At 71.5% G+C, this 20,718-nt stretch carries 26 protein-coding genes and 1 riboswitch; of the genes, 13 read left to right on the top strand and 13 right to left on the bottom strand.

Annotation, left to right across the window (positions count from 1 at the left end; genetic code table 11):
- Nucleotides 1-77: 77 nt before the first annotated feature.
- A complete protein-coding gene (locus KIS93_RS22995; RefSeq protein WP_080045706.1) occupies nucleotides 78-503 on the top strand; it encodes a nucleotide triphosphate diphosphatase NUDT15 in 426 nt (141 codons plus the stop codon).
- Nucleotides 504-533: 30 nt separating this feature from the next.
- Here KIS93_RS22995 and KIS93_RS23000 read toward each other — a convergent pair whose 3' ends face one another.
- Nucleotides 534-1,751 (bottom strand): aminotransferase class III-fold pyridoxal phosphate-dependent enzyme, encoded by a 1,218-nt coding sequence (locus KIS93_RS23000; RefSeq protein WP_080045705.1) that lies wholly within the window; start codon nucleotides 1,749-1,751, stop codon nucleotides 534-536.
- Between the two features lie 43 nt (nucleotides 1,752-1,794).
- Nucleotides 1,795-2,712, bottom strand: coding sequence for a carbohydrate kinase family protein (locus tag KIS93_RS23005; protein ID WP_080045704.1), 918 nt, complete (start codon nucleotides 2,710-2,712; stop codon nucleotides 1,795-1,797).
- A gap of 45 nt (nucleotides 2,713-2,757) precedes the next feature.
- Between KIS93_RS23005 and KIS93_RS23010 the strand changes: the two genes are divergently transcribed.
- Nucleotides 2,758-3,342 carry a TetR/AcrR family transcriptional regulator gene (locus KIS93_RS23010; RefSeq protein ID WP_080045703.1) on the top strand — a complete coding sequence of 195 codons (585 nt, stop codon included), beginning with the start codon at nucleotides 2,758-2,760 and terminating at the stop codon, nucleotides 3,340-3,342.
- A gap of 49 nt (nucleotides 3,343-3,391) precedes the next feature.
- The gene (locus tag KIS93_RS23015; protein ID WP_080045702.1) at nucleotides 3,392-4,021 is read left to right on the top strand and encodes a class II aldolase/adducin family protein; all 630 of its coding nucleotides are present in this window, start codon (nucleotides 3,392-3,394) and stop codon (nucleotides 4,019-4,021) included.
- Nucleotides 4,022-4,055: 34 nt separating this feature from the next.
- Here KIS93_RS23015 and KIS93_RS23020 read toward each other — a convergent pair whose 3' ends face one another.
- Nucleotides 4,056-5,624, bottom strand: coding sequence for a DUF885 domain-containing protein (locus tag KIS93_RS23020; RefSeq protein WP_080045701.1), 1,569 nt, complete (start codon nucleotides 5,622-5,624; stop codon nucleotides 4,056-4,058).
- Between the two features lie 22 nt (nucleotides 5,625-5,646).
- On the opposite strand from KIS93_RS23020, the gene KIS93_RS23025 reads away from it, so the two are divergent.
- A complete protein-coding gene (locus tag KIS93_RS23025) occupies nucleotides 5,647-6,858 on the top strand; it encodes a DUF4032 domain-containing protein (RefSeq protein ID WP_186404399.1) in 1,212 nt (403 codons plus the stop codon).
- 17 nt (nucleotides 6,859-6,875) lie between these two features.
- On the opposite strand, the gene KIS93_RS23030 is transcribed toward KIS93_RS23025, so the two are convergent.
- The gene (locus tag KIS93_RS23030; protein ID WP_080045700.1) at nucleotides 6,876-7,478 is read right to left on the bottom strand and encodes an NAD(P)-dependent oxidoreductase; all 603 of its coding nucleotides are present in this window, start codon (nucleotides 7,476-7,478) and stop codon (nucleotides 6,876-6,878) included.
- A 54-nt stretch (nucleotides 7,479-7,532) separates the two neighbouring features.
- Between KIS93_RS23030 and KIS93_RS23035 the strand changes: the two genes are divergently transcribed.
- From KIS93_RS23035 to KIS93_RS23055, 5 genes are all read left to right on the top strand, one after another.
- Nucleotides 7,533-7,883, top strand: coding sequence for a winged helix-turn-helix transcriptional regulator (locus tag KIS93_RS23035; protein WP_080045699.1), 351 nt, complete (start codon nucleotides 7,533-7,535; stop codon nucleotides 7,881-7,883).
- A 137-nt stretch (nucleotides 7,884-8,020) separates the two neighbouring features.
- Complete coding sequence (locus KIS93_RS23040; protein ID WP_080045698.1) at nucleotides 8,021-8,395, top strand: hypothetical protein; 375 nt, start codon at nucleotides 8,021-8,023, stop codon at nucleotides 8,393-8,395.
- A gap of 3 nt (nucleotides 8,396-8,398) precedes the next feature.
- A complete protein-coding gene (locus KIS93_RS23045) occupies nucleotides 8,399-9,184 on the top strand; it encodes a hypothetical protein (protein ID WP_080045697.1) in 786 nt (261 codons plus the stop codon).
- Nucleotides 9,185-9,213: 29 nt separating this feature from the next.
- Nucleotides 9,214-9,588 carry a roadblock/LC7 domain-containing protein gene (locus KIS93_RS23050; RefSeq protein WP_080045696.1) on the top strand — a complete coding sequence of 125 codons (375 nt, stop codon included), beginning with the start codon at nucleotides 9,214-9,216 and terminating at the stop codon, nucleotides 9,586-9,588.
- A 21-nt stretch (nucleotides 9,589-9,609) separates the two neighbouring features.
- Nucleotides 9,610-9,981: a hypothetical protein gene (locus tag KIS93_RS23055; RefSeq protein WP_080045695.1), complete on the top strand. Its 372-nt coding sequence runs from the start codon at nucleotides 9,610-9,612 to the stop codon at nucleotides 9,979-9,981.
- A gap of 75 nt (nucleotides 9,982-10,056) precedes the next feature.
- Here KIS93_RS23055 and KIS93_RS23060 read toward each other — a convergent pair whose 3' ends face one another.
- The 4 genes from KIS93_RS23060 to KIS93_RS23075 form a co-directional block, all read right to left on the bottom strand.
- On the bottom strand, nucleotides 10,057-10,902 hold the full coding sequence (locus KIS93_RS23060) for an alpha/beta fold hydrolase (RefSeq protein WP_222107597.1): 846 nt from the start codon (nucleotides 10,900-10,902) through the stop codon (nucleotides 10,057-10,059).
- Nucleotides 10,903-11,020: 118 nt separating this feature from the next.
- Nucleotides 11,021-11,755, bottom strand: a complete 735-nt coding sequence (locus KIS93_RS69080) for a hypothetical protein (RefSeq protein WP_418113731.1) — start codon at nucleotides 11,753-11,755, stop codon at nucleotides 11,021-11,023.
- A gap of 189 nt (nucleotides 11,756-11,944) precedes the next feature.
- Nucleotides 11,945-12,079, bottom strand: a riboswitch (cyclic di-AMP (ydaO/yuaA leader).
- Nucleotides 12,080-12,232: 153 nt separating this feature from the next.
- Complete coding sequence (locus tag KIS93_RS23070) at nucleotides 12,233-12,433, bottom strand: DUF5302 domain-containing protein (protein WP_080047561.1); 201 nt, start codon at nucleotides 12,431-12,433, stop codon at nucleotides 12,233-12,235.
- 67 nt (nucleotides 12,434-12,500) lie between these two features.
- A complete protein-coding gene (locus KIS93_RS23075) occupies nucleotides 12,501-13,073 on the bottom strand; it encodes a class I SAM-dependent methyltransferase (RefSeq protein WP_080045694.1) in 573 nt (190 codons plus the stop codon).
- A 78-nt stretch (nucleotides 13,074-13,151) separates the two neighbouring features.
- Here KIS93_RS23075 and KIS93_RS23080 point away from each other — a divergent pair, with 78 nt between their 5' ends.
- The 3 genes from KIS93_RS23080 to KIS93_RS23090 are packed head-to-tail and all read left to right on the top strand — an operon-like array spanning nucleotide 13,152 to nucleotide 15,210.
- Complete coding sequence (locus KIS93_RS23080; protein WP_080045693.1) at nucleotides 13,152-14,126, top strand: rod shape-determining protein; 975 nt, start codon at nucleotides 13,152-13,154, stop codon at nucleotides 14,124-14,126.
- The gene (locus KIS93_RS23085) at nucleotides 14,123-14,701 is read left to right on the top strand and encodes a DUF421 domain-containing protein (protein WP_080045692.1); all 579 of its coding nucleotides are present in this window, start codon (nucleotides 14,123-14,125) and stop codon (nucleotides 14,699-14,701) included. The genes KIS93_RS23080 and KIS93_RS23085 overlap by 4 nt, the downstream gene beginning before the upstream one ends.
- Complete coding sequence (locus KIS93_RS23090) at nucleotides 14,698-15,210, top strand: VOC family protein (RefSeq protein WP_080045691.1); 513 nt, start codon at nucleotides 14,698-14,700, stop codon at nucleotides 15,208-15,210. Before KIS93_RS23085 ends, KIS93_RS23090 begins: the two co-directional genes overlap by 4 nt.
- A gap of 46 nt (nucleotides 15,211-15,256) precedes the next feature.
- On the opposite strand, the gene KIS93_RS23095 is transcribed toward KIS93_RS23090, so the two are convergent.
- Nucleotides 15,257-15,583 (bottom strand): STAS domain-containing protein, encoded by a 327-nt coding sequence (locus KIS93_RS23095; protein WP_186404400.1) that lies wholly within the window; start codon nucleotides 15,581-15,583, stop codon nucleotides 15,257-15,259.
- A 141-nt stretch (nucleotides 15,584-15,724) separates the two neighbouring features.
- On the opposite strand from KIS93_RS23095, the gene KIS93_RS23100 reads away from it, so the two are divergent.
- The gene (locus KIS93_RS23100) at nucleotides 15,725-16,183 is read left to right on the top strand and encodes a hypothetical protein (protein WP_080045689.1); all 459 of its coding nucleotides are present in this window, start codon (nucleotides 15,725-15,727) and stop codon (nucleotides 16,181-16,183) included.
- 720 nt (nucleotides 16,184-16,903) lie between these two features.
- Here the strand turns inward: KIS93_RS23100 and KIS93_RS23105 are convergent.
- Genes KIS93_RS23105 through KIS93_RS23120 form a run of 4 tightly spaced genes read right to left on the bottom strand, consistent with a single transcriptional unit; the run spans nucleotide 16,904 to nucleotide 20,482 of the window.
- On the bottom strand, nucleotides 16,904-18,118 hold the full coding sequence (locus tag KIS93_RS23105) for an ABC transporter permease (protein ID WP_230465847.1): 1,215 nt from the start codon (nucleotides 18,116-18,118) through the stop codon (nucleotides 16,904-16,906).
- Nucleotides 18,118-18,828 carry an ABC transporter ATP-binding protein gene (locus KIS93_RS23110; RefSeq protein WP_080045688.1) on the bottom strand — a complete coding sequence of 237 codons (711 nt, stop codon included), beginning with the start codon at nucleotides 18,826-18,828 and terminating at the stop codon, nucleotides 18,118-18,120. The genes KIS93_RS23105 and KIS93_RS23110 overlap by 1 nt, the downstream gene beginning before the upstream one ends.
- Entirely contained in the window at nucleotides 18,825-19,949 is a 1,125-nt protein-coding gene (locus tag KIS93_RS23115; protein ID WP_230465846.1) for an efflux RND transporter periplasmic adaptor subunit, read from the bottom strand. The genes KIS93_RS23110 and KIS93_RS23115 overlap by 4 nt, the downstream gene beginning before the upstream one ends.
- Before the next feature lie 5 nt (nucleotides 19,950-19,954).
- Complete coding sequence (locus KIS93_RS23120; RefSeq protein ID WP_080045686.1) at nucleotides 19,955-20,482, bottom strand: hypothetical protein; 528 nt, start codon at nucleotides 20,480-20,482, stop codon at nucleotides 19,955-19,957.
- Nucleotides 20,483-20,718 lie beyond the last annotated feature (236 nt).

Here is a 20,718-nt window from a genome sequence, read left to right on the forward strand (position 1 = left end):
CCTCACTTGGGGCGTTCGACACTCAACCCCATGTCCGGCATTTCCGGAGCATTACCGAACGGAGGAGATTTCCCGACATGACCACCGACCGCATCATCGGAGTAGGCGTCCTCCTCACCGCCGCCGACGGCCGCATCCTGCTGGGCGAACGCATCAAACCCGGCGAACCACCATCCTGGTGCTTGCCCGGCGGCGCCGTGGAGCCCGGCGAAACGTTCGAAACAGCGGCCGTACGGGAACTCGCCGAAGAAACCGGCATCTCCGACGCAAGCCCACCATCGGTGACGGCCGTAGTGGTGGACCACCCTGGGGGCGCGGTCCGGGTGACGGCCGGGGTCCGAATGACGGCGGGCCCCACCCCACCGGCGGTCACGGAGCCCCATGTCTTCCGCTCATGGCAGTGGTTCGCTCTGGACGCCCTCCCCTCACCCCTCTTCGACGCCACCGCCCGCCTCCTGGGCGCAGCGGAAGGCAACGGCCACTACCGCGTCGCCCCCGCCTGACCCGCCGGCTCGGGCGGTGGCGGGAAGGGTTCAGCCGAAGTGGGCGCGGGTTTCGGCGAAGGCGGCGTCGGTGCCTTCCAGGGCCGCGGCCACCTCCGCCTCCGTGAGGGCGGCCGACATGAACCAGTTGTGCCACGGGTGCAGATACACGCCGTGCCGCAGGCACGCCGAGCTCCAGTGCATGGCGACCGACAGGTCGGCGTCGCCGTCGAAGCTGAGCCACGGGATCGTCACGGGCCCCGTCTGGTTGACCACGAAGCCGTGCGCCTTGGCCTGGGCGTACAGTCCTTCGCGGAGCTGGGTGCCGGCTCGTTCCATGGCGGCGATGCCGTTCTCGTCGCGCAGCGTCTCGATGGTGGCCTTGGCGGCGGCCATGGCGACGGCGGAGAACCAGAAGGAGCCGGTGGAGTAGAGGGTCTGGGCGGGGCCGCGCAGAGCGTCGGTGCCGGTGACGGCGGCGATGGGGTAGCCGTTGGCCATGGCCTTGGACCAGGCGGTCAGGTCGGGGCGCACGCCGTAGGGCTCCCAGGAGCCGCGCAGGTCGATGCGGAAGCCGGCGCGGACGTCGTCGATGACGAGCGCGGCGCCGAGGCGGTCGGCGAGGGAGCGGGCGCCGCGCGCGAAGGCGGGCTCGACGAGCTCCTGGTCCTCGAAGGAGTCGTGTTTGAAGGGGGTGACGATGATGGCGGCCACGTCGCCTTCGACGGTCGCCGCCGCGGCTTCGAGGGATTCGAGGGAGTTGTAGGTGAACTCGACGAGGTCGGCCCGCTCGTTCGGGGTCGTGCCGGCCGGGGAGGGCGTGCACCACGGGTCGGCCCCGTGGTAGGCGCCGTGCGCCATGAGCACCTTGGTGCGGCCGGTCGCGGCTCTGGCGACCATGAGGGCCTGGGTGGTGGCGTCGGTGCCGTTCTTGGAGAACATCGCCCAGTCGGCGCTGGGCACGGTGTCGACCAGGAGCTCGGCCAGCTCGACCATGATGGCGCCGGGCCCGTTGAGGCAGTCGCCGAGCGCGGCCTGGCGGGCGGCGGCCTCCTCGACGCGCGGGTGGCGGTGGCCGAGCACGACGGGCCCCCAGCTGCACATGAGGTCGATGTACGAGCGGCCGTCGACGTCCCATTGCCAGCAGCCTTCGCCGCGTGCGAAGAACTGGGGGTAGCCGGGGGCGAAGATGGCGGCGTTGAGGTGGCCGTACATGCCGCCGGGGACGACTTTGGCGGCGCGCTGGCGGAGGTCGGCGTCAAGGCTCATGAACGTGTTCCTAGGCGAGGAGGCTGAGGGTGGGCGGAAGGTACTAGGCGAGGAGGCTGAGGGTCGAGGGGAGGTCGGTGAGGCCGGCGTCGGAGCCGAGGCCGGTGGCGACGCGGGCGGCGGCGGCGGTGCCCCAGCGGGCGGCGGCGGATACGTCCTGGTTGTGGAGGAGGGCGGTGAGGAAGCCGGCGCAGTAGGCGTCGCCGCAGCCGGTGGTGTCGGAGACGTCCGTCTTCAGCGCCGGTACGTGCTCGGTTCCGGCGGCGGTGACGAGCATGCTGCCGGCGGCGCCGAGCGTGACGACGACGCCGCGCGGGCCGTCGGCGAGCAGGGTGCGGGCGGCGGTCTCGACGTCGTCGGCGCCGGTCATGAGCAGGGCCTGGGACTCGTTCGGGAGCACGTAGTCCACGTGCGGGAGGAATGCCCTGGCCATGCCCAGCAGGTCGGGCATCTCGGACAGGAGGTCCATGGTGACGATGGCGCCGGACGAGCGGGCCTCGTCGAGGAGGGCGAAGAAGGCGGGGTCGCCGAGGCCGAAGGTGACGTCCATGCCGCCGAGGTGGATGCCCCGGGCGGTGCGGAGGAGGTCGGGGTCGAGGTCGGCGTGGGTGACGCTGAGGTTGGCGCCGGGGACGTGGAAGCTGGGGCGGCCGCCGTCGGGGCGGATGGGCAGGATGGAGGCCGCCGTCTGCTCGCCCGTCCTGCGCACGAGTCGGGAGGTGTCGACGCCGCGCTTGGCCAGGATCATGAGCAGGAAGTCGCCGAGCTCGTCGTCGCCGATGGCGCCCATGGTGACCACGTCGTTGCCCAGCTTGACCAGGTCGACGGCGGTGCCGGCGGCGGCGCCTGCGGCGGTGAGCCGGATCTGGTCGACCAGGACGGTGTCCTGGCCCTGGGGGATGTGGTCGACGGGTCTGGCGAGGATGTCGACGATGTGGACGCCGACTGTGACGACGGTCATAGTCTAAATAGACAGACGTCCGAATAAAACGTCAAGAGGTGCCCTATGCCGAAGATCGTTGATCATGATGAGCGCAGGCGTGAGGTCCTGTCGGCGGCCAGCCGGGTGATCGTCAGGGACGGCATCGACGCCGCCACCACCCGCGCCATCGCCAAGGAGGCCGGCTACTCCAACGGCGTGCTCGCGCACTACTTCGCCGACAAGGACGAGATCCTGCTGTCGGCGTTGCGGCACTCGCATCGGCGCATCCGGGGGCGGCTGACCGGCAAGGTGGCGGGGATGACGGGGCTGGCGGCGCTGCGCGAGGTGCTGCTGGACAACCTGCCGCTGGACGCCGAGCGTTGGGAGGAGACGCGGCTGGAGGTGAGCTTCTGGAGCCGCAGCCTGGCCTCCGAGCGGCTGGCCGAGGTGCAGCGGGCCGAGGCGGGCGAGCTGCGCGCCGCCGTACGGGAGCTGCTGGAGCAGGCCCGCACGGCCGGGGAGCTGAGCACCGACGACGACCTGGACGACGTCGCGGAGCGCCTGCTCGCCCTGGTCGACGGGCTCAGCCTGCACCTGCTGCTCTACCCCGACCGGATGGGCAGGGACGTGGCCGAGCGGCTGATGACCCAGGCCGTGGAGCGGCTGTAGCGGGGGGCCGATTGCCGCTCCGGCGGGCCGCCCGCTACTGTCCTGGCGCATGAGCCTTCGCGAGCAGTTGTGCGAGTACGGCCGGCGGGCCGTCGAGCTCGGCCTGGTCATCGGCACTTCGGGCAATCTCAGCGTGCGCGAGGGCGACCTGGTGACGGTGACGCCGTCGGGCGCGGCGCTCGACCGGCTGACGCCCGAGATGTGCCCGGTGGTGGACCTGACGACGGGCCGGCGGGTGGCGGGCGAGACGCGTCCCTCCAGCGAGACGCCCATGCACCTGGCCATCTACCAGACCACCGACGCGCGGGCGATCGTGCACACGCACTCCGTGTTCGGGACGGTGGTGGCCACCACGATGACGGAGCTGCCGCCCGTCCACTACAACGCGCTGATGCTCGGCGGGGTGGTGAAGGTCGCCGAGTACGCCACGTACGGCACCCCCGAGCTGGCCGCGAACGTGCGCGCGGCCCTGGAGGGGGGCAAGCGCGCCGCCCTGATGGCCAACCACGGCGGGGTGACCATCGGGGCGACGCTGGAGGAGGCGTTCGAGGCGACGCGCCTGCTGGAGTGGCTCTGCGAGGTGTACGTGCGGGGGCTGAGCGTCGGCAAGCCGACCATCCTGACGGAGGAGCAGCTCGCCGCGGTGGTCGAGCGCGCGCTCAACCCCCCGCCCCTGTAGGCGCACGCTCGACCCGCCGCTGCAGGGCTCCGGGCTACGCGAGCGCGGCCTGCTCGGCCAGGCCGAGCGGCAGCCCGCCGGAGCCGGCGATCCGGTCGTGGAACTCCTTGAGCGTGCCCTGGAACGACGCCCTGATGCGCTCGATCTCGATGGCGCCCGTGAGGTACGACGGGGCCTGCGTGGGCCAGGCGCAGTAGCGGTTCACCTCGCCCTGCGCGGTGCCCGGCGACAGCGACGCCTTGGTGGCCATGAACGTCTCGGCCTCCTCGATCGACATGTCCTCGCAGTGCAGCGCGGTGTCGACGACGATGCGGGCGGCGCGGAAGATGCGGCAGTCGAGGTGGGCCAGCTCGGTGGCGGGGGTGTCGAAGTAGCCCTGCTCGTGCAGCATCTTCTCGACGTACAGGGCCCAGCCCTCGGTGAAGTACGGCGTCCTGAAGACCTTCCTGACCGTACGGGGGTTGCCCGCCATGTACGACAGGTGCCAGTGGTGCCCGGGGTAGGCCTCGTGCACGGCGATCGAGGGCATCTGGGCCCGCGAGTTCGTCCGCAGGCGCTGGCGTACCTGCTCGGGGGTGAAGTCGTCGGGCGTGTAGGGCACGAAGAAGACGCCCGTGCGGGAGGAGCTGAGCGGCGGCGGCGACAGGTAGTGGGCCACGGACAGGACCGGGCGGGTGTACTCGGCGGAGGGCAGCACGTAGCACTCCTCGCCGTCGGCGAACGTCACCAGGTCCCGCTCGCGGACGAAGTCGCGGGCCCGCAGGGTCTCCGCCTCGTACTCGGCGCGCATGTCGGCCAGGGTCGGCGGGTGGTCGTCCATGAGGTGCTCCATGGCGGCCCGCCAGTCCTGGGTGCCGTTGACCTGGAGCGCCACCTCGCGCATGCGGGCGTCGAGCTCGGCCCAGGCCGCCTTGCCCTTCTCGTGCAGCTCGGCGGCGCCGTACCCGAGCAGCTCGCGCTCGCGCAGGAGGGTGGAGTAGAGCCGCTCGCCCATGCGCCAGGTGCCGCCGCACTCGAAGCCGTCGAGGAAGGTCACGAGCTCGTCGAACGCGGCGGCGGCGGGCTCGGCGGCGGCGGCGAGCTTGGCGCGCAGCTGCTCGTCCTCGACCATGGAGGGGATCGTGCGGGTCAGGAAGTTGCGGCCGGTGCGCGCCTGGCCGAGCCCGCGCTGCACCAGCAGCGGGGCGGCGAGGTCGGGGTCGAGGTTGGCGCGGCAGGCGGCGAGCACGCCGGGCACCTCGGCCAGGCGCGACAGCGCGGAGGCGACCAGCTCGGGCTCGGGCTTGAGCCGGCGCTGGAACGGCGTGTACATGGAGGCGAAGACGGCTCCGAGGTAGACGCTCGGGTCGCGCCGCCACTCCGGCCACGACGCGAGCGCGATGGAGCCTCTGAGCTGCGACAGGACGAGATCTCTGTCGATCGCGTCGTCGAGGGTGGGTGCCTCGGCGGCGGCCAGGCGGTCGAGCCAGAGCACCTGCTCGCGCTCGCGGGCCTGCCAGGCGGAGGCGATGAAATCGCCGAGGGTGTGATCGTAACCGTCGGCCCCGAGCGAGGCGGCGACGACCGGACGGTCAGAAAAGTACCACTTGAGAAACTCGTCCACCGGTGCACCATATCCTGAGCAAATGCCCCTGCAGATCACTGGCGCGCTAGGCGACCCTGACCTGATCCGCCTCCCCTGGGAGACCCCTCTCGAAGACTGGCCGCAACACCATCTGGTCGATCTGCCGCGCGGCATCTCGCGGCACGTGGTGCGCTTCGCCCGCCTGTCGGGCAAGGTGTACGCGATCAAGGAGATCAGCGAGCGCTACGCCAAGCGGGAGTACCAGCTCCTGTGGGACCTGGCCAGGCTCGACGCCCCCGCCGTGGAGCCGGTCGCGTACGTCACCGGCCGCGAGAACGGCCTCGACGCGGCCCTGATCACCCGCCACCTGCAGTTCTCGCTGCCCTACCGGGCGGTCATGTCGGGCACCCTGCGCCCCGACACGCTCACCCGCCTGCTGGACGCGCTGGCCGTGCTGCTGGTGCGGCTGCACCTGAACGGGTTCTACTGGGGCGACTGCTCGCTGTCCAACACGCTGTTCCGGCGCGACGCGGGGGCGTTCGCGGCCTACCTGGTGGACGCCGAGACCGGCGAGATGCATCCGATGATCAGCGAGGGCCAGCGCCTGACCGACATCGACAACGCGCACACCAACATCTTCGGCGAGATGCTCGACCTGGAGGCCGGCGGGCTGCTGCACCCGTCGATCGACCCCATGGACACCGCCGACGACATCGTGGCCCGCTACCACCGCCTCTGGAACGAGATCAACGAGAGCGAGATCATCGAGGAGGTCGACTGGCACCGCGTCGAGCAGCGCATCAGGCGCCTCAACCTGCTGGGCTTCGACGTGGCCGAGATGATGGTGCGGCGCAAGGTCGGCACCGGCCGGCTGATCGTGCGTCCCAAGGTCGTGGACGCCGGCCACCACCAGCGCCGCCTGCTCCGCCTGACCGGCCTCGACGTCGAGGAGAACCAGGCGCGGCGGCTGCTCAATGACCTCGACGGGTTCAGGGTGGCCAAGGGGCTGCGGCACGAGGACGAGGCCATCGTGGCGCACCGGTGGCTGGCCGAGGTGTTCCAGCCGACCGTGGACGCCATCCCCGCCGAGCTGCGCGGCAAGCTGGAGCCCGCGCAGCTCTTCCACGAGATCCTGGACCACCGCTGGTTCCTGTCGGAGCAGGAGGGCGCGGACGTCGGGCTGGGCGCGGCGGTGAAGTCGTACGTGGACAACGTCCTCGTGCACAAGCCCGACGAGCGCGCGCTCCTGCCGGACGAGGAGCCCGCCCAGTAGGCCCTTCGACGCGCCGCTCAGTAGGCCACGCTGACGCGCTGCCGGGGGTGGGCGTTCTTGTCCACCTCGTCGGCGATCGCGACCGCGAAGTCCTCGGCGGTGATGAAGCTGCGGCCCTCGGCGTCGGTCATGAGCTGGTCGCCGCCGAGCCGGTACGTCCCGGTGCGCTCCCCCGGCGCGATCTCGGCCGCCGGGGAGACGAACGTCCAGTCGAGGTCCTCGACCTCACGGAACAGGCGCAGCAGCGAGCGGCCGGCCAGCGCCTCCTTCTTGTAGATGTCGGGGAAGTCGGGCGTGTCCACCAGGTCCTGGCCGGGTGCCACCTGGAGGCTGCCCGCGCCGCCCACGACGATCACCCGCCGCACCCCGGACGCCCGCGCGCCCTCGATGAGCGCCCGGTAGGCCGCCAGGAAGGGCGGCTCGGGCTCGCTGCCGTCGCGCGGCGGCGCGATGGCGGAGACGATGGCGTCGTGGCCCTCGGCCAGCGTGGCGGTGTCGTGGATGTCGCCCTTGACGGGGCCGGTGCGGCTGAGGCCGGTGACCTCGTGGCCGCGATCGCGCAGCTCGGCGGCGATGCGCTGACCGACCATGCCGGTCGCGCCGAAGAGAAGAATCTTCATGTCGGCAAGAGTATCCATCGGATACTGGTTACTTCATCGTGCTATAAGTACCTTATGGATACCGGTGATGTCTTCGACCCCAATTGTCCTACCCGGGTGGTCCTGGACCGCATCGGCGACAAGTGGTCGGCGCTGGTGCTGCTCTGCCTCGACGGCGGGCCCATGCGCTTCACCCAGCTCCGCACCCGGATCGGCGGCGTCACGCCCAAGGTGCTCACGCAGACGCTGCGGGCCATGGAGCAGGACGGGCTGGTGACGCGGGAGGTGTTCGCCGAGGTGCCGCCGCGGGTTGAGTACGCGCTCACGGAGCTCGGGCGCTCGCTGCACGGGCCGATCTCGGTGGTGGCCGACTGGGCCGAGCGAAATGTCGCCGAGATCATGCGTTGCCGCGAGAAATTCTCATAAATCATACGTTTTTCCGTAGCAGTAGGGTTTTTCTACTCCGCAGCCGTATAAAACCCCCACACCTGTGACTCGCCGCCCGATGGGCGCGCCTCCTTCGCCCTACGCTGTTCGCGTTCCACCACGGCGAGGGAGGTCACGTGCTGGGAATCGACGGCTGCCTGGCGGAAGTCATGTCCATACCGGGCGCGCTGGACGCCATGCTGGTGGACCACACGAGCGGCATGGCCGTGGCCTTCAGCACGGCGGTGGGCGTGGACGCCGACCGGTCGGCCGCCGCGCTGACCGAGGCGCTGCGCGCCACCACCGACGGCCTGGCCCGCACCTGCCCGGGCGACGTCGTCCGCATCGACGACATGCTCGTCACCACGGACAAGGGCCACCATCTGCTGCGGCTGCTGGAGACCGTGTTCGAAGGACCGCTGGTCATCTACGTACGCCTTGACCTGGAACGATCCAACCTCGCGCTGGCCAGGCACCGCCTGAGCACCATCTCCAGCCGGCTCGCGACGTGACCCATGACCAAGCTCGACACACTCCTGGCCGGCCTCGCCCGCGAGCGCTCCACCGGCGCGCTCCAGGTCGGCAGGAGCGGCACGATCTTCCTGTCCGAGGGGCGCGTGACGTACATGGAGTGCGCCCAGACCCCCAGCGTCGAGCGGCTGCTCGCGGCCAGGGGGCTGATGAGCGAGGCGGCGCTGCGGCGGGTGCAGGGCGACGGCGGCTGCGAGAAGCTGCTCACGGAGGGGGCGCTCACGCCGGGCGAGCTGCAGTACGCGGTGCTCGGCGGGGTCCTCGACGCGGCCTTCTTCCTGCTGCCGGTCAGTGGGGCGCGGCCCAAGTTCCGCCCCGGCGAGCAGCACTGGCTCGGCGGGCAGTGGTTCTTCGACGTGCCGGGCCTGGTGCGCGAATGCGCGCGGCGGCGGGCGCAGCTCGCCGAGATCTGGCCCTCCGCCGACGTCGACTCCCTGCCGGTACGGCCACTGCCCCGGCTGCCCGGGCACGGGGTGACGCTGAGCCGGGTCCAGTGGGAGGTCATCGTCAGGGCCGACCACAAGGCGACCCCGCTGGAGCTGGCCAAGCAGCTGGGGCGGCCGGCGTACCCGGTGCTCGTGGCCGTGCGGCGGCTGGCCGCCTCCGGGCTGCTGGCCGCGCCCGACCTGCCCCAGCGGGGGGCTCCCGCGGAGCACCCGCCGCACGACCCGAAGGCGCGGGCCCAGCCGCTGGGCCCGCCCGTGACGGGTGACCCGACCGATCTGGCGCTGCTGATGCGGCTGAAGAAGGCGCTCGAGGAGCTGTCGTGAGGTTCCCCTCACTCAGGAGGAGGCCACCGGTGGAGCTACGACAAGAGGTTCTGGAGGAGATGGCGCTCCTGCGCGAGCGCACCCCTGACGTCCAGGGGAGCGTCGCGGGCACCGTGGACGGCCTCCAGCTCGCCTGCGACCTGCCCGGGCAGGAGGGCGAGCAGGCGGCGGCCCTGTCGGCGGCGCTGCTCGCGATGAGCAGGCGGATGCTGGTCATCACCGGTCAGGGAGTCTTCGAGGAGACGCTCATCTCCGGCACCGCCGGCTTCACGGCCTTCTACGCCGCCGGCCCCACCATCGTCCTCACGGTCCTGGCCGGACCCGGCGCGAACGTCGGGCTGCTGCGGCTGGAGGGCAGGAAGACGGCTGCCGCCGTGGCCGCCGTCGCAGCACGGAAGCACTGATCCATCGACAAGGAGGCAAGCATGGCCGGCATGGACGTGTCACTCAAGGAGATGATGGCCATCGACGGCGCCATCGGGGCCGTCATCGTCGATCACGGCAGCGGCATGGCGCTGGGCGCGCTGGGCGGCTCCAAGGACCTGGACCTGCAGATCGCCGCGGCCGGCAACACCGAGGTGGTCAAGGCCAAGCTGCGCACGATGGACTCGCTGGGCCTCAAGGACAGCATCGAGGACATCCTGATCACGCTGAGCGGCCAATACCACATCATCCGCCCGATCACCGGGCGCGGCGGCAAGGGCCTGTTCCTGTACCTGGCGCTCGATCGCAATCGCGCCAACCTGGCGCTGGCCCGCCACCAGCTCCGGGGCATCGAGGAGAAGCTGGAGGTCTGACGCCCGCTTCCGGTGGCCCGGCTGAATGTGTGGGGGGACGGGCCACCGGCGGCGTCAGGTCTCGTGACCTCCGCCTCAGGCGGAGGTCAGCTTGGTGATCTCCGCGACGAAGCTCGGCCAGAGCTCGCGCGGCAGGTCGTGCCCCATGCCCGGGTACGTCACCAGCCGCGCCCCGGGGATCGCCGCGGCCGTGGCGCGCCCACCCGCGACCGGGATGAGCGGGTCCGCCTCGCCGTGCAGCACGAGCGCGGGCACCTTGACCTGGGCCAGCAGTGCAGTCCGGTCCCCCGAGCCCATGATCGCGGCGAGCTGCCTGGCCGTGCCCGCCGGGTCGAAGCAGCGGTCGTAGGCCAGCCCGGCCATCGCCCTGATCCGCTCATGGTCCAGCTCGTAGCCGGGCGAGCCGATGACCGACCAGGTCCGTACCGCCTGCTCCAGCACCGCCTCGCGGCCCTCGGCCGGCCGGCCCATCAGCACCGCGGCGGCGGCCTCGGTGGGCGGCGCCACGCTGGGCCCAGGCGTGGACATGATGGAGGTCAGGGTCAGCACCCGCCCGGGATGCCGGATGGCCAGCGTCTGGGCGATCATCCCGCCCATCGACGCGCCCACCACGTGGGCCGCCGGCCAGCCGAGGGCGTCCATGAGGGCCGCGGTGTCGTCGGCCAGGTCGTCCAGCAGGTACGGCGGCGCGGCGCCCATCGCGGGCACCCCGTGGTCGTGGAAGTGCGTGGACAGGCCGGCGTCGCGGTTGTCGAACCGGACGACGTGGTGTCCCTGCTCCGCCAGGAGCTCGCAGAACTCCTCGTCCCACTGGATGAGCTGGGCGCCGAGCCCCATGACGAGGAGCAGGGGACGGCCCGTGGGTGAGCCGAAGCTCTCGTAGGCGATGTCGATGCCGTTCACGGCTGCGCGGGTGGTCACGACGACCAGAATGACATTCTGGTCGCCGCCGCGTAAAGGCCGCCGGGTGTTTATGGGGAGGGGGCCTGTTTGTGGGGGCGTCTGTTTATGGGGAGGGGTGTCTGCTTATGGGAGGGGGTCAGCGCCGCATGAGGGCGCGCAGGCGCTCGCCGCCGAGCACCACGCCGCCGCCCGTCACCGTCAGGACGCCGGCCAGCAGCGTGCCGCCGGACACGCCCGCCTCCTTGGGCTCGCTCACCGGCACCACGGGGGCGTCCACGAGCCGGCCGCCCGCGTTGTCCTCGCCCGCATTGTCCTCGTCGGCCTTCGGCGGCGTCGCCGGGTTGCGGTCGCGCTCGGCCCAGGCGCCGGTGGAGAACGGCACCGGGTAGTTCTTCTTGCCCACGCCGTCACCCCACTTGGTGATGACGTAGTCGACGTCGATGTGCCCCTCGCCGCCGATGCCGTCCACGCCCAGCGTGCTGGGGTTGAACTCGCCGCCGGTCAGCTCGGCGAACGTCTTGGCGTCGAGGTCCAGCATGACGCCGCGGCTGGACGGCTCGCCCGGCCCGCGGTCGCCCACGAAGAAGGGCATCCTCTTGCCCTTGTAGACGACGTACCCCTCGGTCATCAGCGGCCAGCTCGGGCTGGCGGCCAGCCCCTTCTGCATCGGCTTGCCGCTGGCCGGCAGGCCCGTGTCACCGGCGCGGCCGGAGGCGTCGTCCCAGAAGTACGAGGCCGTGGTCGAGCCCTTGAGCAGGATCTTCTCTCCGGTGTCGGAGTCGGCGTGGGCGGCCGTGCCGGCGACGGTCAGTGCTCCGACGGCGGAGCAGGTCAGCACGGCGAGGGAACGCAGGCCAAAACAGGCGAACATGAAGCAGCAAAACCCTTCACTGGGGGACAGGGAGGTTGCACTCACGGAAAAAAGGGCGCAGCGGGGCAAGGCGCCGCGAGATCGCTACGCGGAGCGCAAGATACGAGCCTTTGGGGAAGGGGGCCGCTCAGCGGGCGGCGGCCGGGAAGACGCGGTCTGGGGGAACGACGCGCTGGTGCATGAAGTAACTTGTCCTCTCCATCACGCCTACCGGGTTAGCTGACGGGTTCGGGCGTGGAGATGCCCTACCGGCGCGTGGCCGGATTCACCCCAACGGAGGTGGTTCCCCGGTTCCCGACGTTCGGGATTCGGCGCCAACCGGTGGTCCTTCTGGGGTAAGGACCGGGTAACCGGCTGGTAATGGCGAATACGTTAGCCACGGAAACGGACACATGCCAACGTATCGGGCAAAAGATCTACCTGTTCAGGTAAAGAAAAAGGGGGCACGGCATGCCGTACCCCCGCCAGATTCCAGCCTCAGCCGCCGCTCTTGCGCCTGAATGATCTCTTACTCGCAGCCGGACCGTGCGCCCCGTGGATCTTGGATGGGTCGCCGCCCCTGCCACCCGCGCCCGAACCCGCGTGCTGGTTGCGCTTGCGCTCCAGCGCCTCGCGGAACTTGCGCTTCATCTCGTCCTCCGGAGTGTCGCTGACATCCGGCTCCGGTGCATCCGCCATGAGGACCTCCATGGTGTTGGGGACAGTCACAGCTTCGCACGGCACCGCTTATGACGCGAAACCGGGCTCACCGCGAGGTGAAGGCCAGCAACCGGAAAACCGGGTCGGGACCCCCCGAACGGCCCTGCCCGTGCCCGGTGAACCGGGACTCGCCGCTGAGCCGCAACCCGTGCCGTCCCGCCTGGGCGATGACGATCTCCGTCCCGTCCGCCGCAGGTGACCGGCCGCCGGGCCGGTGCGCGGCGTCCTTGTCCACCGTCGTGACGAACACTCCCCCGGGCCGCAGCACACGGGCCGCCTCCGCGATGACCGGGCGGGCGTCGTCGAGCAGGTGCAGCAGCCAGATCGTGGTGACCGCGTCCACGCAGCGGTCGCGTACCGGAAGCCGGCGCCCGTCACCCAGCACGACCGGCACCCGCTCCGAGGCGAGGCGGGCCATGCCGGCGGCGGCGTCCACGCCGAGCACCCGCAGGCCGCGCGCGGCCAGCTCCCTGGTGACCAGCCCGGTGCCGCAGGCCAGGTCGAGCAGCGTGCCGGGCGCGGGAATCAGACCACGGACCGCCTCCGCCGCCGCCCGCGCGCGCGGCAGCCCGCCCCGGGTCTCGTCGTAACGCGCCGCTTCGAGGCTGTAGTCGAGCACCGTCCCAGTACAGCAGGTAAAGGGGATCCGTTCCGTTCGTGGTGTTGTGTTGGGACGGATCAGGAAACAGTCCCCGCGATGAGACTCCTCGGTCGTGACCTGGCGATGGATCTGGGAGCGGCGAGCACGCGGATCTACGTCAGACGCAAGGGCATCGTGCTCGACGAGCCCTCCGTCGTCATGTGCGACGTCCGGACGGGCAAGATCGTCCGGTACGGCGCCGAAGCCGTCGCCGACAGCGGCGGCAGCACCCACTGGCCGGTCAGCGGCGGGCTGCCGGCCGACGCCGAGCTCGCCCGGCGCATGGTGCGGCACTTCCTGCGCAAGGTGCACTGGCACCCGTACGCCCGGCCGCGCCTGGTCATGGCGCTGCCCGGCGACTCCACGCCGATCGACCGCGAGGCGCTGCAGGACATCGCGTACGAGGCCGACGCCAGGACCGTGCGGCTCGTCCCGCACGCGCTGGCCGCCGCGCTCGGCGCCGGCATGTCGCTCGGCGACCGCACCGGCCACATGGTGATCGACATCGGCCGGGACGCCGCGCGCATCGCCGTCCTGTCCGGCGAGTCCGTGGTGGCGACCGGCTCCGTCCCGTACGGCGGGCAGGCCGTGAACCGGGCCATCGCCCGCTTCGTCGAGCGCGAGCACGGGCTGCAACTCGACGACGAGGCGGCCGAGACGGCCAAGCGGCACGCCCACGACGGGCTCGTGGTCGTGCGGGCCCGCGACCCCGACACCGGCCGCGAACGGGAGCTGTCGCTGCCCGTCGAGCACATCTTCGAAGCCACCAGGCAGCCCGTCGAGACCATCGCGCGGGCGGCCATGGAGACCGTGGAGCGCTGCCCGGCCGAGCTGGCCGCCGACCTCGGCGAACGCGGCGCCGTGCTGGTCGGCGGCGGGGCACTGCTGCGCGGCCTCGGGCGGCGGCTGCGCGACGCGCTCTGCATGCCCGTGCGCCGCGCCGAGCGGCCGCTGGAGTGCGTGGCGCTTGGGCTCGGCCGGTGCGTGGACGAGCTCGGCGTGATCGGGAGGCTCCGTGGCGGCCGTACATGATCGACGACCTGTTCCACACGGGCGTCTCGCTCGCCGACAAGGCCATCAGGACCGTCGCCGTGTACGTCACCGTCGCGGCCCTGCTGCGCCTCGGCGGCAAGCGCGGCATCGCCCAGCTCAACAACTTCGACTTCGTGGTCATGCTGCTGATGAGCAACGTCGTGCAGAACGCGATCATCGGCCCGGACAACTCCCTGGCCGGCGGCCTGGCCGGCCTCGTGATCCTCATGGCCGTGAACGCGGTCGTGGTGCGGCTCGCCGCGACCGTGCCCGCGATCGGCCGGCTCGTCGAAGGCAGCCCCACCGTGCTCGCCCGCGACGGGGGCTACGTCCGCTCCGCGCTGCGGCGGCTGGGCGTGCGCCAGGCCGACCTCGACGTGGCCATCCAGCTCAGAGGCGGTACGAGCGTCGCCGACACCAGCCTGGTGCGGCTGGAGCCCGGGGGCGCCGTGCTCGTCCGGCTGCGGCCCGACGAGGAGAACGCCGAGCGGGGCGACGTGGCGGAGCTGCGCACCCGGCTCGACCGGATCGAGCGCAAGCTCGACGCCCTGGCCGGAACAGGAGGCAGCACATGACCGTCCGCGGCATCGACCACGTCGGGGTGACGGTGCCCGATCTCGACGCGGCCACGGAGTTCTTCGCCCGCGCGTTCGGGGCCGAGGTCCTCTACGACACGCTCCCCCGCGCGCAGGGCCCCAAGGGCGGCTGGGCGACCGAGCGGCGGCTCGGGGTCCCCCAAGGGACGGCGGAGGTGGCCGTACGCATGCTCCGCCTGCCGAACGGGCCGGGGATCGAGCTGTTCGAGTTCAGCGGGCCGCGGCAGGGCGGCGCGGCACTGCCGTGCGACCTGGGATGGCAGCACGTCGCCCTGTACGTGGACGACCTGGACGAGGCGCTGCGGCGGTTCACCGAAGCGGGTGGGCTGCGCCTGTCCGACCCGGTGCCGTTGCCGGGGCCCGAATCCGGCGAGCACAACCGGTTCGCCTACTGCCGGACGCCTTGGGGCGGGACGGTGGAATTGCTGACTTATCCGGATGCGCAGCCGTACGAGAAGGAAACAGACCAGCGCCGCTGGCGACCGTAGCGACGACCTCGGCTTTCGGTCGGCTCAGGAGCTCAGGTTTGTCAGCTCAGGAGCACACGCGCAGGCCGGGGGCCTGGTCCCAGCCGGTCAGGGACAGAACGCGGCGGACCGCGGGGGAGATCGGATCAAGGATCACCTCGCGGTCCGAGGATAATCGGGCGGCGGCGGTGACGATGAGGCGCATACCCGCCACGTCGATGAAGGTCAGCCCCGACAGATCGAGCCGGATGTCGTGGCTGCCCGCGAGGAGGGCCCACGTGAGGGCCCCGGCGAGCAGATGACGGTTACCGCGGTCGATCTCGCCGGTGATACGCAGGCCGAAGGGGTGCGAAACGAGGGTGACGCGTGCTCGGTCATCGGTTTCGAAGGTCATCCGGCTCCGTGGGGGGCGCCTGTCGTACATGGGGGCATCTGCCCTGAAAAGACCGGATCATGCGGTGACGGTCCGCCGCAGCCCCGTGCTTTTTGTGTGATTCACTCGTTAGCCGACGGTGATCTTCGATAGGGTCCCCTCGTGCGCGCCCGCCGTCACGCCCTGCCCGCGGTGCTCCTCAGTGTCGCGGCGATGACGGGTGTCACGGTGACGACGGCCTGCACGTCCACGACCGAACCGCCCACCCTCGAAGAGGCCACCAGACAGCTGGACGCCGACGCCGGCGAACTCCTCAAAGCCACCGAACTCCACCTGTCCGCCGTGGCCCGCACCGACGACGACACCTGCGTACCAGGCCAGCTACGCCACTTCTTCCAAGCCGAGAGCGACCTCGCCGAAGCCTCCGACGGGCTGCTGGCACGACTGCGGGCCCTGGGGTACGACAAGGTCGTGGACGATCACGACCTGCGGGATGAGGAGCAGGACGTGGCGGTGCTGCGCAACCCGCGGAACCGGCTGGAGTTCGAGCTGACTGTGCTGTCCGGGGAGGACGCGCGGGTGCGGGTGGTAGGCAAGACAACCTGCTACGCCACCGAGTAACCACCCGCCGATCGAACGGCACCAGCCCCCATGACCTAGCACCGACTCCGACGCCGCATCCCAGGGCCGGCATCCGAGACCCAGCACCCGCCGTTGCACCGTGCACCCCCGCTGGGCGCCGTTCGCGTTGCGCCGAGCCCCTCCGCACGGCCGCTCGCCGACCCGGCGCCGGGAGCGGAAGCCAGCGTCCAGGCGCGACGGCCAGCCCCAGACCCGCCCCCAGCGCGAGACCGACACCTGCCCCAGCCCCGCGCCCAAGACCCGCCACTGCACCGTGCACTCCCGCTGAGCGCCGTTCGCGTTGCGCCGAGCCCCTCCGCACGACCCCTCGCCGACCCGGCGCCGGACGCGAAGGTCGGCGCCATGCGCGAGACCAACGGCCCGCTCCGACACCCGCATCCAGGAACCGGGCACCACCCCAGACTCACATCCGAGACCCAGCACCCGCCGATGCACCGTGCACCCCCGCTGGGCGCCGTTCGCGTTGCGCCGAGCCCCTCCGCACGGCCGCTCGCCGACCCGGCGCCGTGAGCGGAAGCCAGCGTCCAGGCTCGACGGCCGGCCCCGAACCGGCCCCCAAGCGCGAGGCCGATGCCCACCCCAGACCCCGCGCCCAAAAGCCGGCGCCCGCCCACTCGCCCTCAAGAACCGGCGCCGGCTCCGACACCACACCCCGGAGAACCGTGCCCGGCCGAGCAGGGACGCACCGCCCCTTGCTGTTCACGGCGTGGACAGGGCCTCGGTTGGGGAGAGGCGGGAGGCGCGGATGGCGGGGTAGAGGCCGGCGATGGCGCCGATGAGGAGGGTGGCGGCGAGGCCGCCGGCCGTGGCCCAGGCCGGGACGACCGAGGGCCAGCCGCTGTAGAGGGCGTACCCCATCGTGACGCCCGTCCCCAGCAGGACGCCGCCGGTGCCTCCAAGTGCCGACAGCAGGAGGGATTCGGCCAGGAACTGGGTTCTGATCTGTCCCCGCGTCGCCCCGAGTGAGCGGCGGAGGCCGATTTCGGCGCGGCGTTCCAGGACGGAGATGACCATGGTGTTGGCCACGCCGACCCCGCCGACGAGCAGGGCCACCGCGCCCACGCCCAGGAGGAGGTTGGCGAAGGCTTGGCTGGTGGCCTGCTTGGCGGCCAGGGCGTCGGACGGGCGGGAGATGTCGACCTCGTTGGGCGCCTCGGGGTTGGCGGTGCCGGCCAGCACCTGGCGTACGGACTCCAGCTTGGCTTCTTCTGAGCGGGTGTAGAGGGTGGTCGGGTGGCCGTCGAAGCCGAGCCGGGACTCGGCGACGGGCCAGCCGACGAGGACGCCGCTGTCCAGCTCGGTGGCCAGTGCCACGGGCTCCAGGACGCCGACGACGGTGAAGCGGATGCCGCCGACGATGATCTGGGTGTCGGGGCCGGCGGCGCCGATGCCGAGCCGTTGGGCGGTGAGGGAGCCGATGACGGCGGCCGGGTAGCGTTCGGTGGCCGCGTTCAGCCAGGTGCCGCTGCGCAGGGTCGCGCCGACGGTGGCGGGCAGGTCGAGGCGGGCCGCGTACGTGCTGATGCCGCCCGTCTGGGCTTCCGGGATCTGTTCGGAGCGGTAGACCTTGGCGTCGGCGGCCTTGCCGATGGACGAGACCGCCTGGACGGGCCCGATCCGCTCGATCATGGCTTCGGCGTCCTTGGGGAGCTGGGCGGCCTCGCCGGTGATCGTGGAGCCGGCGGAGAGGGTGAGCAGGTTGGTGCCGAGGGCGGAGAGCTGGCGGTCGAGCTCGGCGCCCGAGGAGGACGACAGCCCGACGACGCCGACCATGGCGGCGATGCCGATGGCGATGCCCAGCGCGGACAGGAACGCCCGCAGCGGCCTGGTGCGCAGGCCGACGGCGCCCACCCGCATCACGTCGGCCGCCCGCATCCTGGCGGGGGACAGCCGGGGCCGCTGGATGGCCACCATCACGCCACCCCTGATTCCACGGGTTCCGACGGCGTGAAGGCCGAGTCGGAGATGATCTGGCCGTCGCGCATGCGGACCTGCCGGGGCAGGCTGGCGGCGATCTCCCGGTCGTGCGTGATGATCACGATGGTGGTTCCTCCGGCGTTCAGCTCGTGCAGCAGCTCCATCACTCCGGTGCCGGAGACGGAGTCGAGCGCGCCGGTGGGCTCGTCGGCCAGCAGCAGCGGCGGCTCCCCCGCCACCGCCCTGGCGATGGCGACGCGTTGCCGTTCACCGCCTGACAGCTCGTGCGGCTCGTGGTCCATGCGGTGCTCCAGCCCCACGCGTTTCAGCGCCGCCGCCGCGCGGCGGCGGCGTTCGGCCCTGCTCAGGCCGGTGTAGACGAGGCCGTCGGCGACGTTGTCCAGCGCCGGGACCTTGGCAGCCAGGTGGAAGGACTGGAAGACGAACCCGATCGTGGTCGCCCGCAGCGCGGAGAGCTGGTTGTCCGACAGCTTCGACACGTCGTACCCGTCGATCTCGATCGTCCCGGACGACGGCCGGTCGAGCGTGCCGACCACGTTGAGCATGGTCGACTTGCCGGACCCGGACGGGCCGACGATGGCGACCAGTTCGCCGTGGTCGATGCGCAGCGACACCTCCTTCAGCGCGGCCACCCCGCCGGGATACGTCCTGGACACCTCGTGCAGGGAGATCATGGGATACGTCATTTCGGCATCCCCACGGTCATGCCCTCGCTCAGCCCGTCCCCCTTGACCTCGACCCGGCCCCCGGCGAACAGGCCCGTCTCGACCGCGATGTAGCGGGACCGGCCGCCTTCGATGACTTCGAGGCCGAACCCGCCCTCCTGCAGCGCGACCAGCGCCGCCACCGGAACGGTCAGCACGTTCTTGCGTTGCGAGGCGGTGAACGTCACGTCCACCGACGCCTTGTCCAGCCCCCGGGCCGACTTGGCGTTCCCGATGGAGACCAGCGCCTCCACCCGCGTGTCCGGATCCTCCTGCCCCTCACCCGGGACGATCACCGTGGCCACCTCGGTGACCTTGCCCTTCACGCTCTTGCCGTCCGGCAGCGTGACCTCGACCTTGGCCCCCTTCCTGGCCATCCGCTGGTCCTCGGCCTCCAGCTCCACCGTGATCACCTTGTCGGTGCCCGTGTACGTGAGCACCTTCTGCCCCGGCTGGGCCGGCGAGCCCTCCTCGGTCTCCAGGCTCTCCACCCGCACCCTGCCGGGCGCGAAGACGACCTGGCCCAGCTTGACCACGCCGGTCTCGGGCAGGCCGCGATCCTCCTGCCACTCCAGCACGGCCTCGTACGTGTCGTAGGTGAACTCGTCGTCCACCGTGAAACCGTCGTAGCCGAGCTTGCTCAGGTTGCGCTCCAGGCTCTCGACGTCCTTGCCCTCCACGCCGATCTTCAGGTCACGGTACGCGGGCGTGCCGCCGTACATGAGCGTCACGGGGTCGTTGTCCAGCCGGTACAGCGACTTGCCCCGGGTGATGGTGGCACCGCTGTCGGGCAGCCACGTGATCGTGCCGGGCTGGCGGGCCACGGCCGAGGTCACCGGGCCGTAACCCAGCTCGCCGTCCGCGTCCCGCGTGTCGTTCAACGTCTGCCTGGTCACCGTCGTGGTGGCCGGGGGCAGCGCGCCCGCCGAGGCGGTCGGGCCGGCGCCGCCTTTCAGCAGGTCCGCGCTGTTGACCGCGACGAACCCGCCGCCCGCGGCCGCCGCCACGACCAGGAGCGCGGCCACCAGCCGGCCCTTGCCACGGCGGCGGCGCTGCCGGGGAGGCGTGGCCTCCGGCTCCGCTTTTCCGTCGATGGTGGCCATACCCATCAAGAACCTCCCAGGCCGGCGTCAGCGGACTCCTTCTGGCACTTCTCCTGCGCGGACTTGAAGTCGGGGTCCTCGCCGACCTCGGGCGTGATGCGCATCATGCCGCCCTCGGGGTCGGGGTAGGCCTCGACGCCGTTGTCGCGCATGCACTGGGCGAGCTTGCGCATGTTCTCGGCCTGCTTGGGGTCGCCGCCGCCCTGCCGGGTGCCGCTCGGGGCGTACTGCTTGCACGCCTCCTGCGCCGCCTGGACCTTCTCCTGCGGGGTGTTCTTGTCGAACTTCATCATCACCCGGCCGTCAGGCTCGGGGTCGGGCATGTCGATGCCGTTCTCGCGCATGCACTGGGCGTACTTCAGGCCCTTGGCCTGCGGGTCCTCGGACGGTTTGGCGCTGGCGGCGGCCTGGTTGCCGGTGCCGCTCACCGAGGCCACGTCGGACCCGCCGGTGTCGCCCGAGCCGCAGCCGGTCAGGAGCAGGGTGAGCGCGAACGGTGCCGTGACCAGCGCGCTGAGGACGTGTCGTCGCATGGAAACTCTCCTCGTCGGGGTGAACGTCGTTCGAGGGGAGATGCAATAGGGGACGGTGTTTCCTCAGCGTTTCCGTCTCGGCGCCGCCTCCGCATCGGCAAGTTGTCGTCGGGTAGGCGGCACCGGGCAGCACCGAGCAGCACCGAGCAGCACCGAGCAGCACCGGGCAGCACCGGGCAGCACCGGGCGGGCGTCGCCGGGCAGGCAGAACCGGGCGGCCCCGTTCTGTTGAACGG

The sequence above is a fragment of the [Actinomadura] parvosata subsp. kistnae genome, assembly GCF_900323885.1.
GTDB lineage: Bacteria > Actinomycetota > Actinomycetes > Streptosporangiales > Streptosporangiaceae > Nonomuraea > Nonomuraea composti.